We start from the raw sequence: 13,861 nt of genomic DNA, 5'->3' as shown, positions 1-13,861 counted from the left end.
TAATTTTAGTCGATTTTCTTTTTTCTACGTTTAATTTCTTCCTGGATTTCCAAGGCAGCATCGAAATCTTCATCTTTTACTGCATCTTCCAAGAGTTTATTTAACTCCTCATTACTAAGACCGGATAAATTTCCTTCAACCGGAATATCTTCTTCCATTGCGATTTCCTTTGAAGGCACATCGAGCTCTAACAAAATCCCGGCTTCATTCAAAACCTGCTGTGTGGTGTAAATAGGCGCATCAAAACGTACGGCCATTGCAACAGCATCAGAAGTTCTTGCATCCAAGATTAACTCTTCTTCGGTTGTTTTATTTTTAAAATTAATATTGGAGAAAAATACGCCATCGATGATTTGATAAATAATGACCGATGTAATCTCAAAATGAGTTGCTAAAACAAACTTTGAAAATAAATCATGAGTTAGAGGACGCGGCGGATGAATATCTTTCTCTAAACCTAAAGAAATAGATTGCGCTTCGAAATTACCGATCACAACTGGCAGTTTAATATTCGTCTCCTCATGTTCCAAAAGCAATGCGTAAGCACCAGATTGCGTTTGGCTGTAGGAAATTCCGCGAATGGTTAATTTTTTATAATCCATAAGACAAATATAAATGAAATTTTAACAAGATGGGTTTGGAAGAAGTGAATTTGTGAAAAATATCATGAAAAAATCACAAAAAAGTCCGAATTTAATTTCGGACTTTAAGTTTGTAAATCAAAAAAAAGTTTTATCCTTTTAAGGCTTTAATTTTCTGAGTTAATTCTGGGATAATTTGGAACGCATCACCTACTACTCCATAATCTGCTGATTTAAAGAAAGGAGCTTCTGGATCGCTGTTAATTACCACAATCGTTTTAGAAGAATTTACTCCTGCTAAATGCTGAATCGCTCCCGAAATACCTATTGCGATGTACAAGTTAGGTGAAATGGCTTTCCCCGTTTGTCCTACGTGTTCTGAATGAGGTCTCCAGCCAATATCTGAAACTGGTTTTGAACAAGCTGTTGCAGCACCCAAAAGGTTTGCTAAATCTTCAATCATTCCCCAATTTTCAGGACCTTTCATTCCACGTCCTGCCGAAACTACGATTTCTGCTTCTTTCAAATCCAATTTTCCTGAACTCTGTTCGTGAGAAATTACTTTGGTATCTTCATTTGCTACCGATAGATTCTTCACTTCTTCAGAACCTGAAACTGTATTTTCTTTAACACCGTAAGCATTTTGAGAAATCGTTACGATTACGCCAGCGGCATCTGCTTTTGCGTGCATCATTCCTTTACCAGAAAACGCTCTTCTTTTCACTTGAAAAGGCGACATACTTTCTGGAGTATCAATTGCGTTGGTGATTAAAGAATAGTTCTTCATAATCGCCAACATAGGCGCAATTGAAGAAGCATCTGTAGTGTGAGGAAAAACAATTACATTTCCGTCTGCTACTTCACTCACCGCCTGGGCGTATGCTTTTGCACTGAAGTTTTTTAATCCTTCATCTTTAATATTAAGAACTTGATTTGCACCATATTTATATAATAAATCGGAAGAATCTGTTGGATTAATAGAGATTGCGGTAACCGTGTCCCCATTTTTATCAGCGATTGCTTTGGCATAAGAAACTGCCTCGAACGCTGCTTTTTTATAGATTCCGTTTATATTTTCTGCATATACGAATATTGCCATGATTGATTTTGTTTAAGTTTAAGAATTAAATTACTTTCGCTTCTTCGTGAAGTAATCTTACCAATTCATCAAGATTGTCCGGGGCCACCATTTTCACTGCCGCTCTTGCAGGTACTGAATCAAAAGAAACCGCATCTACTTTTACTTCGTTATTCATTGGTTCGTTAACCGTCAAAGGTTTTGTTCTGGCAGACATAATACCACGCATGTTCGGGATAATTAAATCTTTCTCATCAACCATTCCTTTTTGACCTGCGATAACTGCTGGAAGTTTTACGGAGATGGTTTCTTTACCCCCTTCGATTTCTCTTACTGCAGTTGCTTCAGAACCACTAACTTCTAAGCCAACACAAGCGTTCACAAAAGGTTGGTTCAACATCTGAGCGATCATTCCCGGAACTGCTCCACCATTATAATCGATGGATTCTTTACCACAAAGAATTAAATCGTACCCACCACTTTGAGCGATATTTGCAATTTCTTTAGCAACCGAGTAACTATCTTTAGGCTCTACATTAATTCGTATAGCATCGTTAGCACCAATTGCCAAAGACTTTCTGATTACTGGTTCTGTTGTAGCATCACCAACGTTAATTACCGTTACAGTTGCTCCCGCTGATTCCTGCAATTTAATGGCTTTGGTTAAACCGAATTCATCTAAAGGATTAATAACCCACTGAATTCCATTTTTATCAAACGCAGATTTGTCTGCGGTAAAATTAATTTTGGACGTAGTATCTGGGACACTACTGATACAAACTAATATTTTCATGTGTTAATATTTATTGTTTTACTGTTTGCTAAGATAAAAAATTATTTACTATGCATGCATAGTATTTTAAAAAAATTTATATTTGGTACATAATTAACCTTTTGGTTTTAAAGGTCTAATCTCGATCTTACTCGGTAAAGTACGCGGATTCATTTTAAAAATATCCAAGATTAATTCACCAATATCTTCGGGTTGAATTTTCCAGGCATCTTTTTCTGAAGGTTCATTTCCATTAAAATGAGTTGAGACTGAACCAGGCATTATGGTCGAAACTTTAATATTATATTTTCTTAAATCCAGCATTGCTGCCTGAGTAAACCCAACTGCACCAAATTTTGACGCATTGTAACCAGAACCATTTTCGAAAAAATTAGTTCCTGCTAAACTTGAAATGGTTATAAAATAGCCTTCTGTTTTCTTTAATTCTTCAACAGATGCTTTCAAGGTGTGAAAAATTCCGGTAAGATTGGTATCGATCATTGACGACCATTCTTCAATCGAAAGTTCATCAACAGGTTTGAAAACTCCAAGTCCTGCATTCGCAATAACGTAATCTATTTTCCCAAATTTTTTGGTGATTTCGGCAACTGCATTTTTCTCGTCTTCAAAATTTTTCACATCTGAGCCAATACCAAAAACAGGTGCTTCCATAGTAGATAATTGGTCGGCAATTGTAATTGCATCTTCTTTATTACGTCCAGAAACGGCAACTATGATTCCATGTTTATGGAGTACTTCTGCGATTCCTAAACCGATCCCTTTAGTTCCGCCAGTAATATATGCGACTTTATTTTTCATTACTTTTTATTTTTATAAAGATAAAAAAAGTCTGTGACGTAGCAGAATTTCTCTCATTTTAAAAAGTGAAGGCAGATAATTTCAAAATCTATCAGTCTAAAAAGCAGTCATTTTACTAAAATAAAAAAGCACCTTGAAAAAGGTGCTTTCTATCTATTTTGTGTAATTCTCAAAGAATAATGGAATACTCTCAATTCCTTTGTAGAAATTAAATAATCCATAATGCTCATTTGGCGAGTGAATTGCATCGGAATCCAATCCAAATCCCATCAATACTGATTTTGCCTCAAGCACTTGCTCGAACATCGCAGTAATCGGAATACTTCCACCACTTCTGTACGGAAGCACTTCTTTTCCAAATGCAGTTTCCATTGCTGTTTTTGCCGCCAAAAATTCTTTCGTATCGCTAGGTAAAACGTAAGGCATTCCGCCATGGTGCGGATTTACTTTTACTTTTACGTTTGCAGGTGCAATTTTCTCAAAGTATTTGGTAAACTTTTCGGTAATTTCATCTGGAGTTTGATAAGGAACCAAACGCATAGAAATTTTCGCAAATGCTTTTGACGGAATCACGGTTTTCGCACCTTCACCGATATATCCACCCCAAATTCCATTGCAGTCTAAAGTCGGACGAATCGATGTTCTTTCCAAAGTTGTATATCCTTTTTCACCTTCCACTCCATTTAAACCGATTGATTTTTTGAAATGTTCTGGATCGTCTTTCAACTTATTCATAGCCGCTCGTTCGTCATCAGAAACCGTTTCTACATTATCATAAAAACCATCGATGGTGATATGTCCGTTTTCATCAATTAAATTAGCAATCATTCTTGACAAAACGTGAATCGGATTAGGAACAGCACCTCCATATAAACCAGAATGCAAATCTCTGTTTGGTCCTTCTACTTCAACTTCTACATAACTCAAACCTCTTAAACCTGTTGTTACAGTCGGTTGTTCATTCGAATAAATATGCGTGTCTGAAATTAAAATAACATCACATGATAATTTTTCTTTATTTTCATTCACGAAATCTTCTAAACTTTTTGAGCCAACTTCTTCTTCACCTTCAAAAATAAATTTAACATTACAAGGCAAAGTATTGGTTTTCATCATCGCTTCAAAAGCTTTGATGTGCATGAAAAACTGACCTTTATCATCGGCAGAACCTCGGGCGAAAATTGCACCTTCTGGGTGAATTTCAGTTTTTTCAATATAAGGTTCGAATGGTGGTTTCGTCCATAATTCTAATGGATCTGGTGGTTGTACATCGTAATGACCGTAAACCAAAACTGTTGGTAAATTTTTATCGAGGAATTTTTGTCCAAAAACAATAGGATATCCTTTGGTTTCGCAAACTTCTACATCATCTGCACCAGCATCTTTTAAGAATTTTGCTACTTCATCTGCACATTTCAAAACTTCATCTTTATAAGCAGGATCTGCACTGATCGAAGCAATTTTTAACAATTCAAAAAGTTCATCAACATAACGCTGTTTATTTTCTTGAATGTAACTGAGGGTTTCTTTCATTTTATTTTAATTAAAATTATTTAAAATCGAACTTTGTAAAAATAAAAAAAATGTCTCGCCGAAGCAAGACATTTACCTTTTAATATCTGAAAAATACTATTTAGTCGGAGTAGAAGTAGGCATTTCAGTTGCTTTAACACTATCCGTTTTGATTACTTGTGCTGGCTGAGCAACTACTTTAGAACTGTCTGCAGACATCATCTCTGCAGATTTTTTAGCATCTGCTGCATTCACTGCTGCTGTCGCCTCATCGCTCATCACATCATCGCTGTATCTTTCGACACCGTTTTCCATTTTCAAAACTCCCTTGTTACCACCTGCCTGAATTTTCTGACAACTGATTGCTAAACCTGCGATTGCTACTGCTAAAATAACTTTTTTCATATCTTATTTATGATGATTAAGAATTTTTATAATTTTCAATGCCCCAAAAGTATGAAATATTACCATTTTTAACAAAGCTTTTCTATAAATTCTAAACAGTTCTTAAAATAATTTTACTTTTCTGAGTTTGGGTGAAAATTAAATAGGCATTTCCACCATCCATAATCTTATATTTTTTCTTAATTGCATCAGGGGTTAAAGGATGATTTTTGGAAATGATATTGTACTTCTCCCCTTTTTTAATTTGTTTTGAATCTATGATTTCTACTTTTAAAACTCGTCCTGGAAAATTTTCCAAAAGTTCCTCTGAAGTATAAAAATGTGAATTAGGATGCAATTTTTTTAAATTAAATTTCTCTGAAATACAATTAAATCCACCCGATTTCAACACCGCATTATTTGGAATATATAGATACTGAAGGGCTTCTGAAAATTCTGAAACAGCAGATTTTACTTCATCAAAATTAAAAGAAAATTGTTTTTCTTCACTTTCAAGATTGATGCAAGTAATTGCAATTTGATCTTTTAATTTATTTGAATAAATAAAAACCAACAATTCTTTAACTTCATTTCTCACCGCGATAATTTGAATTTCAACAATATTCTTCAAAGTTGAAATTAAATAAGAAATATCAATCAGCGGTGAAAGTTTAATGATAATTTGATCGGAAATTTTCAACAACTGATCTTGAATTTTCAAAAGGTTCGGCGACAAATCCTCCAGCAGAAATTTCTTATTTTTATGTTCATCTCTTCTTGCCGGATCAAGATAGATCAAATCAAACTTTTCATCATTTTGCTTTAAGAAATTTTCTAAGTTTTCATTAATGAAGTTCGCCTTTTTATTTAAAGTTTTCCAGTTGTGTTTTACAATTGCTAAAAGTTCAGCATTCTGTTCGACCAAAGTAACTTCTTCAAAATTTTGAGATAAAAAATAAGGATCGATACCAAAGCCGGAAGTTAAATCGATGAAACTTTTTCCACTTAAACTTTTAGCTTTAAACTCAGCAGTTGCTTGCGAAGAAGCCTGTTCTAAATTTAAGTTGGGTGGAAATATAATTCCGTCTTTCAACAAATACGAAAACTTTTTCTGAGCCACTTTCTTCCCTTTTATTTGCTGCACAATTTCCTGCATCGAAATTTCTGGGAAAGGTGATTTTTTCAATAACAAAGAATGCAAATCCGTTGTAAGATTTGCATTGATATATTGTTGAATTTCTTTATTAAGGATGTTTTTCACAGTATTTCTTCTAAACCACACATGGTTGTTTTGAATTTGGAATTAAAATCTTTTTAAAGGAAAAAAGAAATAAAAATTCATGCATTCATGGCAAAAACTATTCAAACATTTCTGCTAACCGAACCGCTTTAATTTCATTTGATGAATATAATTCTTCAGCAGATTTAGTCTTCTCTAATTTCGGATAAAGATTCACGCCTATGATTTTCACCTTTCCTTCTTCAACCCAATTTTGTTCTTTGATGGCTTGGTCGTAAATTATCTGTTGAATCCAACCAGATTTTAAAAGTTCACAATAGCCGCCTTTATTTTCTATTTCTAAAAACAATTGCCAGGATTTCTCTGCGAATTGTTGGGTTAAATCTTCTACATAATAAGATCCATTTCCGGCATCATCAAAAACATTAATGATACTTTCGTAAGCCAAAACGATTTGCTGTTTAAAGGAAATTTCTTCTGAAACAGAATCAGAATTTTCTATTTTATAATCGTTGCTAAAAACTGCATCTGCGCCACCAATCATGGCTGCAGAAAGTTCTAAAGTCGAACGGATTAAATTATTTTCTGCATCATTTTTTGATTTATTACGCAACGAGGTTTCTGCAAAAATAAATGGAATTTCATCTAAACCGAACTCTTTTGAAAATTCATTAAAGACTAATTTCAAGGCTCGAACTTTCGCAATTTCAAAGAAATAATTTCCACCAACTGCAATTTTGAAACTTAATTTATTTAAAACTTCTGCGCCGAAAACTTCGGTCAGTTCTTTTGTTTTTGCCAAGGCGATTGCTAACTGCTGAACAATAGATGCTCCAGCATTTTGATGTAAAGAAATAGTAATACAAATATTTCGTTCAAAATCTTTCGCCAAAAGTTCTTTCGCCAATTGCTGATTTAATTCACCACTTTGATCTTCTGAAAAAACATCGATTAAAGAAAAATAACGGTTACTTTCATCAACAGATATATGTTCTGCCAAATCTTTATCATTCACAAAAAGTACTTTCTCCTGTAAATTTTCCACATTATTATTTAAAAGAAAAGCGAAAACGTTTTCTTCTGCACTTTCGTGATAAAGAGAAACAAGATGTGTAGATTCTTCAACTTTAGGAAGATTGCTTAAAGTGTTTGAAACAGAATCGTAATACGGCTTAACAACGATTCCTTCGAGGTTTTCTTTGGATAAAATCTCATAGATATTTTCTGTTTTCAATTGTTTTTGAACAACAGATTCCCAGTCTTGAAGTGAAGTTTTTTTGAACATATTTTTGATGGCGTCAGTTGCTGACTTTTATCTCGTGAGTTATTTCTGAACCGCTTTCGTACTGTCTACAACCAAAATAAAAATTTCTTCATTTGGTTTTTTCATGAAGTAATTTTCACGGGCGTATTTTTCTTTCTCATCTTTATTGTTCATCAATTTTTTATAGAAATCATCATTTTTATGGTACTCTGATTGATAGTAGGCTAATTGATTTTCGTACTTATTAATTTCCCCATTCAATTCATTAATAACTAAAAACGAAGTACTGTCGAAGAAAATCATCCACATTAAAAAAAGAAAAATGGTCACGAAATATTTATTCACAAAATATTTTTGAATGAATTTTAACTTCGGTGATTTGGGTTTAATTTCTTTAATTAAGTCTTCCATTTTAATGAGTGTGTTTCAAAGTATTATTGATAACCGTTGAAAGAAAATCAATCGCTACGGTATTTTGCTTCATATTTGGAACAATTAAATCGGCTTCATTTTTTGACGGTTCTATAAATTCCTGATGCATTGGTTTCAAAGTCGTTTGGTAACGGTGCAAAACTTCCTGCAGATCCCGACCGCGTTCTTGCGTATCACGTCTAATTCTACGAATCAACCTTTCATCAGAATCCGCATGAACAAAAACTTTTAAATCATATTCTTTCAACAGTTCAGAATTGGTTAACACCAAAATCCCTTCAACAATCAAAACATTTCTTGGATCGATGGAAACGTGATCTCCCGTTCTGGAATGCGTTACAAAAGAATACAAAGGTTGCTCAATCGTTTCGCCATTTTTCAGAGCTTTTACATGTTTGATAAGCAAATCAAAGTCAATCGATTTCGGATGATCATAATTTAAAACTTCTCTCTCCTGTAATGTCAAATTAGGATTATCATGATAGTAATTATCCTGAGAAAGCACATTAACACCTTCTGTGTTAAGTTGCTGAAGAATTTTATTGACAACAGTAGTTTTACCAGATCCGGTTCCTCCTGCAATTCCGATTACGAGCATATTTTTTGTTTTTACAAATATAAGATTTTGTCGTAAATTCTTCAGTAAATCTAGTCTTAATTGTCTTTAAAAAAAAACTACACTTTTCTTTCAATATTAAAGACGTAATATATTACCGCTACTACTCTCGCCAAAAATTCACGCGACTGATTTCTATAATAACTTTTATTGGCTAAAACATCTTGTGCATCAAAACCCAAAGCATTCATACCGCTATTTCTGGCATAGAACAAAGCACGCAAATTATGAAAACCCTGGGAAACAATAATTACATCTTTTTGATGATAAATCTGCAGGCAATTTTTAATACTGGTTTGTGTTTTAAAACCTTTTGGATCTTCGATGATGATATTTTCGGGAACCCCTTCCTGATAAATAAGGTAATCTTTCATGGCAGCAGGTTCATCATAACCTTTGCTTTTTTCGCCGCTCACAATGATTTTTTTAATTTTCCCGTGATGGTACAAAAGAGCCGTAGCGTCCATTCGCGAGGTAAAATAAGGATTTGAAATTCCGGATTTCATTTTCGGAGAGGTTCCTAAAACGAGCGCTGTTTCCCGCGGCGGAATTTTCGAGATTTTAGTGTAAGTCTTTCCATTCGTAACTGCAAAAACCCAAATATTAGCCAAAATCATAATTAAAATCCCAATTTCAATGAGATTAAAAAATGATTTTAGTAAGTCTAATACTTTTTTCAAAACGGTTAAATTAAATCAAAATTGACTTTAATATTTTTACTTAATACAACAGACATGCAGGCCAATATTTTTCCGGATGCTTCTTCTTTTTCCGTCAAATATTCGTTCTCTAAAAGTTCTACTTCTCCTTCTTCCAAAACACATTCACAACTTCCACAAATCCCTGACTTACAAGAATAAGGAACCGGAAATTTCTGAATCAATAATTGCTGCAACAGTCGCATTTTATTATTGTTCAAAGTGGTTTTATATTCTTTATTAAAAAGTTTAAAATCAACTTCAATATCTTCTATCAAAGGAAATTCTTTTTCAACCGGATAAATGTCTTCATTAAATTCCTCAAACAATTCAAAATGAATATTTTTCTTCGGAATTCCATGTTTGTAACAAGCGTTAGCAATTGATTTTATCATTTCACCTTTCCCACAAATTAAGACTTCATCAACAGCATCCCAAATTGTGCTTTCTTCATCAGTATCATCCAACATTAAAATTTGATTGATGATTAAAGCTACTTTTTTCGCATTTAATCGTCCTTCAAAAAGTCCATTCCCCACTTTTTCCTGCGAGTAAAAATAATGAATTTCTAATCGATCAGGATATTGCTTTACCAACTCTTCCAGTTCATTTTTAAAGGCAACTTGCTTTTTACTCCTGTTTCCATAAAATAGAAAGAGGCGCGTTCTGGGTTCGGAATACAATATATTTTTGAAATGACTTAAAATGGGTGTAATCCCAATTCCTCCTGCAAATCCCACGATAGTACGGAATTCATGAGGTTTGGAAATTAATGTAAATCTTCCACGAGGTTCCGAAACTTCTACTGCATCTCCTACTTTTAAATTTTTAAAAAGAGAATTGGCTACACTTTCTTCGCTGTTAATTTTAATTCCTAAAGAAATCTTTCCCTCATGTGGCGCCGAAGTCATTGAAAAGTCTTTCTGTACAACATTTCCGCTGGCGATGAATTGAAGCGTGACATATTGCCCAGCCTCAAACTGATATTTGGTTGACAATTCGTCGGTAATTTCGAACTCTAGCGCAAAGGTTGTTTTGGTCAGCTCTGCCTTTTTCGCTAATTTTAACCGGTGAAATTTTATTGGTCTTGCTTTAGATAAGAGATTTTCCATAATTATTAAGAATTCAAAAATAATAAAAATAAAATGAAAAAATTGATTTTTGGTGTGGTGTTATTAACTGCACTTTCGGCTTGTAAAAAAGAAGTTAAAATTACAGAAACTACTGATGACGCAAGTGCTGACTCCATAACTGCAAATAAATCAGAAGGTTCAATGGAAGCGGTTGCTCCATTTAAACGTGTTGAATTAAGTCAAGATCAAACTTCTGAACTCCTTGGTAAAAAAGAAAATGACACTTTATATGTAACTAATTTCTGGGCAACTTGGTGTCCTCCATGCGTTAGAGAAATTCCGCATTTCAAAGAAAAAATGACCGAATTGAAATCACAACCGGTGAAGTTTACGTTTGTAAGTTTAGATCCAAAAGAAGATTGGGACACAAAAGTGAAACAATTCGCAGAAGAGCATGGTCTTTCAAATAATGTCGTTTTAGTAGATGGTTCAATGCTTACTCCTGGATTTTTTGCAGAAAACTTCAAACAGTGGGACGGTGGATCTATTCCTTTCACCTTTATGAGAAAAGGCGATAAAACCGACGAAACTGTGGGAATGATGAGCATGGAAGCATTAACAGAGAAAATTAATTCTTTTAAATAAAAACAATTAAAGGTCACAAAAATTACTGTAAAATTATAGTGAAGAGGTATTTTTGATGGAGAAGGTTTATCCTCAATCATCTTTCAATTTTTCCTTTTTTTCACCTTTAATAATAACAGAATTTTTGTGGCTTTTTTGTTATCTAAAAATGTCAAAAAACTTTAAAATCACTGGAATCTTTATTGTCATTGGAATTCTTATTTCAATCGTCATCAATTTGAATATCGGTTTTATGGATTTAAGTTTTTCTGATTTTTTCTCCTCAACTTCTGAAAACTCGCAGATCGCGCAACTTCGTATCAACCGTATTTTGGTTATGATGTTGGCGGGAATTTCGATACCGACTTCTGGGTTTTTATTGCAGGAATATTTTCAGAATCCTTTAGCGGGACCATCCGTTTTGGGAATTACGTCTGTGGCAAGTTTGAGTGTCGCATTTTATATTTTCTTTTCTAAAGATTTTATTTTGCCAGAATTTTTGCAGAATAGTTTTTTAAGTTTTTCAGCCATCGGCGGAAGTTTGTTCTTAATGATTATTTTGCTGGCATTTTCAGGACGATTTCAGGACAAGTCATTTCTGATCATTTTTGGTTTTTTGATTTCTGCTTTAGCAGGAGCAGTAGTTTCGATATTGCAGTTTTACGCAGAAAATCAAAGTTTAAAAAATTATATTTTGTGGAGTTTCGGTGCGAATAATCAGGTTTCTACGAATCAAATCATTGTTTTAAGTATTTTCGTTCTAATTGGTTTAATGTTAAGTTTCAAAACCATCAAACCTTTGATAGGAAATTCCCTGGGAACAGCTTATGCTCAAAGTTTAGGCGTAAATCTGAAACACTTAAAATATTTTATAATAATCTCTTCTTCACTTTTATCAGCTTCAGTTACGGCATTTTTAGGCCCAATTTTATTTATAGGAATTGTAGTTCCACATTTTTGCAGAATGCTGTTTAATCCCGCAAAACTGTGGCAACAATGGATTTTAAATATGTTATTAGGAATATTAATAATGGAATTTTTCTCTATTATTTCAGAATCTACACAGTTTCCTTTGAATGTGATCACTTCCCTATTTGGAATTCCAGTAATTTTGACGATGATGTTGAATAATAAAAGAGCCAGGTAATAAAAAGTTTAAAATATTCGAAAATAAAATTTGACTTAAGGAAAAGCATTTGTGACTTTGCAATTTAAAAAAAATGTTTCTAGAATTAAAAAATACAACAATTGGTTATAAAACTCCTTTAATTAATAGAGTTAATACCTCTTTGGCTTTAAGTGAAGTTTGTCTTTTAATCGGGAATAACGGTGTTGGGAAAACAACTTTAATTAAAAGTATTCTGAATCAAATTAAGTTCTTGGATGGGCACGTTTTATTAAATGGAAAAGACACCAAAACTTTTTCATCAAAAGAAATGGCAGAACAAATTGCGGTCGTTTTTTCTAAATCGCAAATTCCCGCAAATTATACTTTACGGGATTTAATCTCTTTCGGAAAATATATTCACTATCCCTACTATTTCGAATTAAACGACACAGACAAAAAAGAAGTTGAACAGATTATAGAAAGTCTGAATTTAACACAATACCGGGATTTTCCCTTAAGTCAGTTATCTGATGGTAATCTTCAGAAAGCATTTATCGGTCGTGCTTTAGCACAAAATTCTCCGATGATTATTTTAGATGAACCTACGACTCATTTGGACGAAGAAAATAAAATAATCATTCTAAAATTACTGCGGAATTTAGCAAAAAAACAAAATAAATTGATCCTATTCTCTTCCCACGATTGGCGATTGGCGAAAGAATTTGCAGATAAGATATGGCTCATTAATACTCAAAAAATTGACGCCGGCATTACAGAAGAAATTCTGCTATTGCATGATGAACTATTAAATCCCAACATTTTTGCATTTACGGAAGGATTTGTGGCTCCTCAAATTTTCGCACCAAATCTGCACAAAGAAATGCTCTACTCTTTTCTTCAAAAAAACTTCAAAACTGACCTCTCTTTTCTCAAATTTGAATTCAAAGAGCAAATTTGGGTAGTTTCAAACCATCATTTTCAACAAAATTGCCATTCTTTTGAGGAAATTGCTTTATTTATCCAAAACCTTCATTAAATCCCTATTCTTCAACAGTTTCTAAAGTACTATGCATGCATAGTATTATGCTTTTCATATCTTTTAAAGTACTGCTATTCAGTTATTAACAAAATTTTAACAGAATAAATATACTATGCATGCATAATATTAATTATATTTGACATAACCACATTACAACAATATTATGAACAAAAGGCACAGTGAAAAAGTTGAGAATATTGATCTCATATTGAAATCTACTTGGCTTGCGGTTTCGAAAATGTATTCAGAATTAGCACAAGACCATGCAGCAACAGCCGTTCAGGCACTTACTCTTCTAAAAATTGATCCTAAAGAAGGAACTCGGAGTACGAATCTAGGTCCCAAAATGGCAATCGAACCAACTTCTTTAACAAGAATCATTAAACTTTTAGAAGACAATGGCTATATCTATAAAGAGAAAACCACGAGCGACAAACGTGAAGTAATCATTAAACTGACTGAAAAAGGCCTTAACTCCAGAAATCTCTCCAAAGAAGTTGTAGTTAATTTTAATAAAAAAGTTGTTGAACAAATTTCAGAAGAAAAACTGGATGTTTTTAAGGAAGTCATGACCGACATCTTGAGAATAGCCAATGAATTAAATAATAAAAAATAATAAGG

At 33.3% G+C, this 13,861-nt stretch carries 16 protein-coding genes; 4 read left to right on the top strand and 12 right to left on the bottom strand.

Annotated elements, in window-relative coordinates:
• Window positions 1-5 precede the first annotated feature (5 nt).
• From PUH65_RS09740 to PUH65_RS09685, 12 genes are all read right to left on the bottom strand, one after another.
• Window positions 6-602: a bifunctional nuclease family protein gene (locus PUH65_RS09740; RefSeq protein ID WP_305519809.1), complete on the bottom strand. Its 597-nt coding sequence runs from the start codon at window positions 600-602 to the stop codon at window positions 6-8.
• A gap of 130 nt (window positions 603-732) precedes the next feature.
• A complete protein-coding gene (locus PUH65_RS09735) occupies window positions 733-1,680 on the bottom strand; it encodes an electron transfer flavoprotein subunit alpha/FixB family protein (protein WP_305519808.1) in 948 nt (315 codons plus the stop codon).
• 25 nt (window positions 1,681-1,705) lie between these two features.
• Entirely contained in the window at window positions 1,706-2,452 is a 747-nt protein-coding gene (locus PUH65_RS09730; RefSeq protein ID WP_305519807.1) for an electron transfer flavoprotein subunit beta/FixA family protein, read from the bottom strand.
• Between the two features lie 93 nt (window positions 2,453-2,545).
• Window positions 2,546-3,250: an SDR family oxidoreductase gene (locus tag PUH65_RS09725; protein ID WP_305519806.1), complete on the bottom strand. Its 705-nt coding sequence runs from the start codon at window positions 3,248-3,250 to the stop codon at window positions 2,546-2,548.
• A 153-nt stretch (window positions 3,251-3,403) separates the two neighbouring features.
• Complete coding sequence (locus tag PUH65_RS09720) at window positions 3,404-4,783, bottom strand: dipeptidase (protein ID WP_305519805.1); 1,380 nt, start codon at window positions 4,781-4,783, stop codon at window positions 3,404-3,406.
• Between the two features lie 96 nt (window positions 4,784-4,879).
• Window positions 4,880-5,167, bottom strand: a complete 288-nt coding sequence (locus tag PUH65_RS09715; RefSeq protein WP_305519804.1) for a hypothetical protein — start codon at window positions 5,165-5,167, stop codon at window positions 4,880-4,882.
• A gap of 91 nt (window positions 5,168-5,258) precedes the next feature.
• Entirely contained in the window at window positions 5,259-6,407 is a 1,149-nt protein-coding gene (locus PUH65_RS09710) for a class I SAM-dependent methyltransferase (protein ID WP_305519803.1), read from the bottom strand.
• Between the two features lie 97 nt (window positions 6,408-6,504).
• Entirely contained in the window at window positions 6,505-7,671 is a 1,167-nt protein-coding gene (locus PUH65_RS09705) for a methylmalonyl-CoA mutase family protein (RefSeq protein ID WP_305519802.1), read from the bottom strand.
• A 39-nt stretch (window positions 7,672-7,710) separates the two neighbouring features.
• A complete protein-coding gene (locus tag PUH65_RS09700; RefSeq protein WP_305519801.1) occupies window positions 7,711-8,061 on the bottom strand; it encodes a septum formation initiator family protein in 351 nt (116 codons plus the stop codon).
• 1 nt (window position 8,062) lies between these two features.
• Window positions 8,063-8,701, bottom strand: a complete 639-nt coding sequence (gene udk, locus PUH65_RS09695; protein ID WP_370692036.1) for a uridine kinase — start codon at window positions 8,699-8,701, stop codon at window positions 8,063-8,065.
• A gap of 56 nt (window positions 8,702-8,757) precedes the next feature.
• A complete protein-coding gene (locus PUH65_RS09690) occupies window positions 8,758-9,378 on the bottom strand; it encodes a vancomycin high temperature exclusion protein (protein WP_370692034.1) in 621 nt (206 codons plus the stop codon).
• A gap of 5 nt (window positions 9,379-9,383) precedes the next feature.
• Window positions 9,384-10,508: a ferredoxin--NADP reductase gene (locus PUH65_RS09685; protein ID WP_305519799.1), complete on the bottom strand. Its 1,125-nt coding sequence runs from the start codon at window positions 10,506-10,508 to the stop codon at window positions 9,384-9,386.
• A gap of 33 nt (window positions 10,509-10,541) precedes the next feature.
• Between PUH65_RS09685 and PUH65_RS09680 the strand changes: the two genes are divergently transcribed.
• The 4 genes from PUH65_RS09680 (at window position 10,542) to PUH65_RS09665 (ending at window position 13,856) form a co-directional block, all read left to right on the top strand.
• Complete coding sequence (locus tag PUH65_RS09680) at window positions 10,542-11,114, top strand: TlpA disulfide reductase family protein (protein WP_305519798.1); 573 nt, start codon at window positions 10,542-10,544, stop codon at window positions 11,112-11,114.
• 148 nt (window positions 11,115-11,262) lie between these two features.
• A complete protein-coding gene (locus PUH65_RS09675; RefSeq protein WP_305519797.1) occupies window positions 11,263-12,240 on the top strand; it encodes an iron ABC transporter permease in 978 nt (325 codons plus the stop codon).
• Between the two features lie 73 nt (window positions 12,241-12,313).
• Window positions 12,314-13,237 carry an ABC transporter ATP-binding protein gene (locus PUH65_RS09670; RefSeq protein ID WP_305519796.1) on the top strand — a complete coding sequence of 308 codons (924 nt, stop codon included), beginning with the start codon at window positions 12,314-12,316 and terminating at the stop codon, window positions 13,235-13,237.
• A 166-nt stretch (window positions 13,238-13,403) separates the two neighbouring features.
• Entirely contained in the window at window positions 13,404-13,856 is a 453-nt protein-coding gene (locus tag PUH65_RS09665; RefSeq protein WP_305519795.1) for a MarR family winged helix-turn-helix transcriptional regulator, read from the top strand.
• Window positions 13,857-13,861 lie beyond the last annotated feature (5 nt).

The sequence above is a fragment of the Kaistella sp. SH40-3 genome (genome assembly GCF_030686865.1).
Classification (GTDB): domain Bacteria; phylum Bacteroidota; class Bacteroidia; order Flavobacteriales; family Weeksellaceae; genus Kaistella.
Note: the sequence above shows the minus strand (reverse complement) of the source record. Positions and strands in the feature narration are given on the sequence as shown.

Bases quoted from the DNA above. Each gene is read 5' to 3' on its own strand.
- PUH65_RS09670 (WP_305519796.1), top strand. From the start codon at position 12,314: ATGTTTCTAGAATTAAAAAATACAACAATTGGTTATAAAACTCCTTTA.
- PUH65_RS09720 (WP_305519805.1), bottom strand. From the start codon at position 4,783: ATGAAAGAAACCCTCAGTTACATTCAAGAAAATAAACAGCGTTATGTT.
- PUH65_RS09665 (WP_305519795.1), top strand. From the start codon at position 13,404: ATGAACAAAAGGCACAGTGAAAAAGTTGAGAATATTGATCTCATATTG.
- PUH65_RS09705 (WP_305519802.1), bottom strand. From the start codon at position 7,671: ATGTTCAAAAAAACTTCACTTCAAGACTGGGAATCTGTTGTTCAAAAA.
- PUH65_RS09725 (WP_305519806.1), bottom strand. From the start codon at position 3,250: ATGAAAAATAAAGTCGCATATATTACTGGCGGAACTAAAGGGATCGGT.
- PUH65_RS09740 (WP_305519809.1), bottom strand. From the start codon at position 602: ATGGATTATAAAAAATTAACCATTCGCGGAATTTCCTACAGCCAAACG.
- PUH65_RS09675 (WP_305519797.1), top strand. From the start codon at position 11,263: ATGTCAAAAAACTTTAAAATCACTGGAATCTTTATTGTCATTGGAATT.
- PUH65_RS09700 (WP_305519801.1), bottom strand. From the start codon at position 8,061: ATGGAAGACTTAATTAAAGAAATTAAACCCAAATCACCGAAGTTAAAA.
- PUH65_RS09715 (WP_305519804.1), bottom strand. From the start codon at position 5,167: ATGAAAAAAGTTATTTTAGCAGTAGCAATCGCAGGTTTAGCAATCAGT.
- PUH65_RS09680 (WP_305519798.1), top strand. From the start codon at position 10,542: ATGAAAAAATTGATTTTTGGTGTGGTGTTATTAACTGCACTTTCGGCT.
- PUH65_RS09730 (WP_305519807.1), bottom strand. From the start codon at position 2,452: ATGAAAATATTAGTTTGTATCAGTAGTGTCCCAGATACTACGTCCAAA.
- PUH65_RS09735 (WP_305519808.1), bottom strand. From the start codon at position 1,680: ATGGCAATATTCGTATATGCAGAAAATATAAACGGAATCTATAAAAAA.
- PUH65_RS09685 (WP_305519799.1), bottom strand. From the start codon at position 10,508: ATGGAAAATCTCTTATCTAAAGCAAGACCAATAAAATTTCACCGGTTA.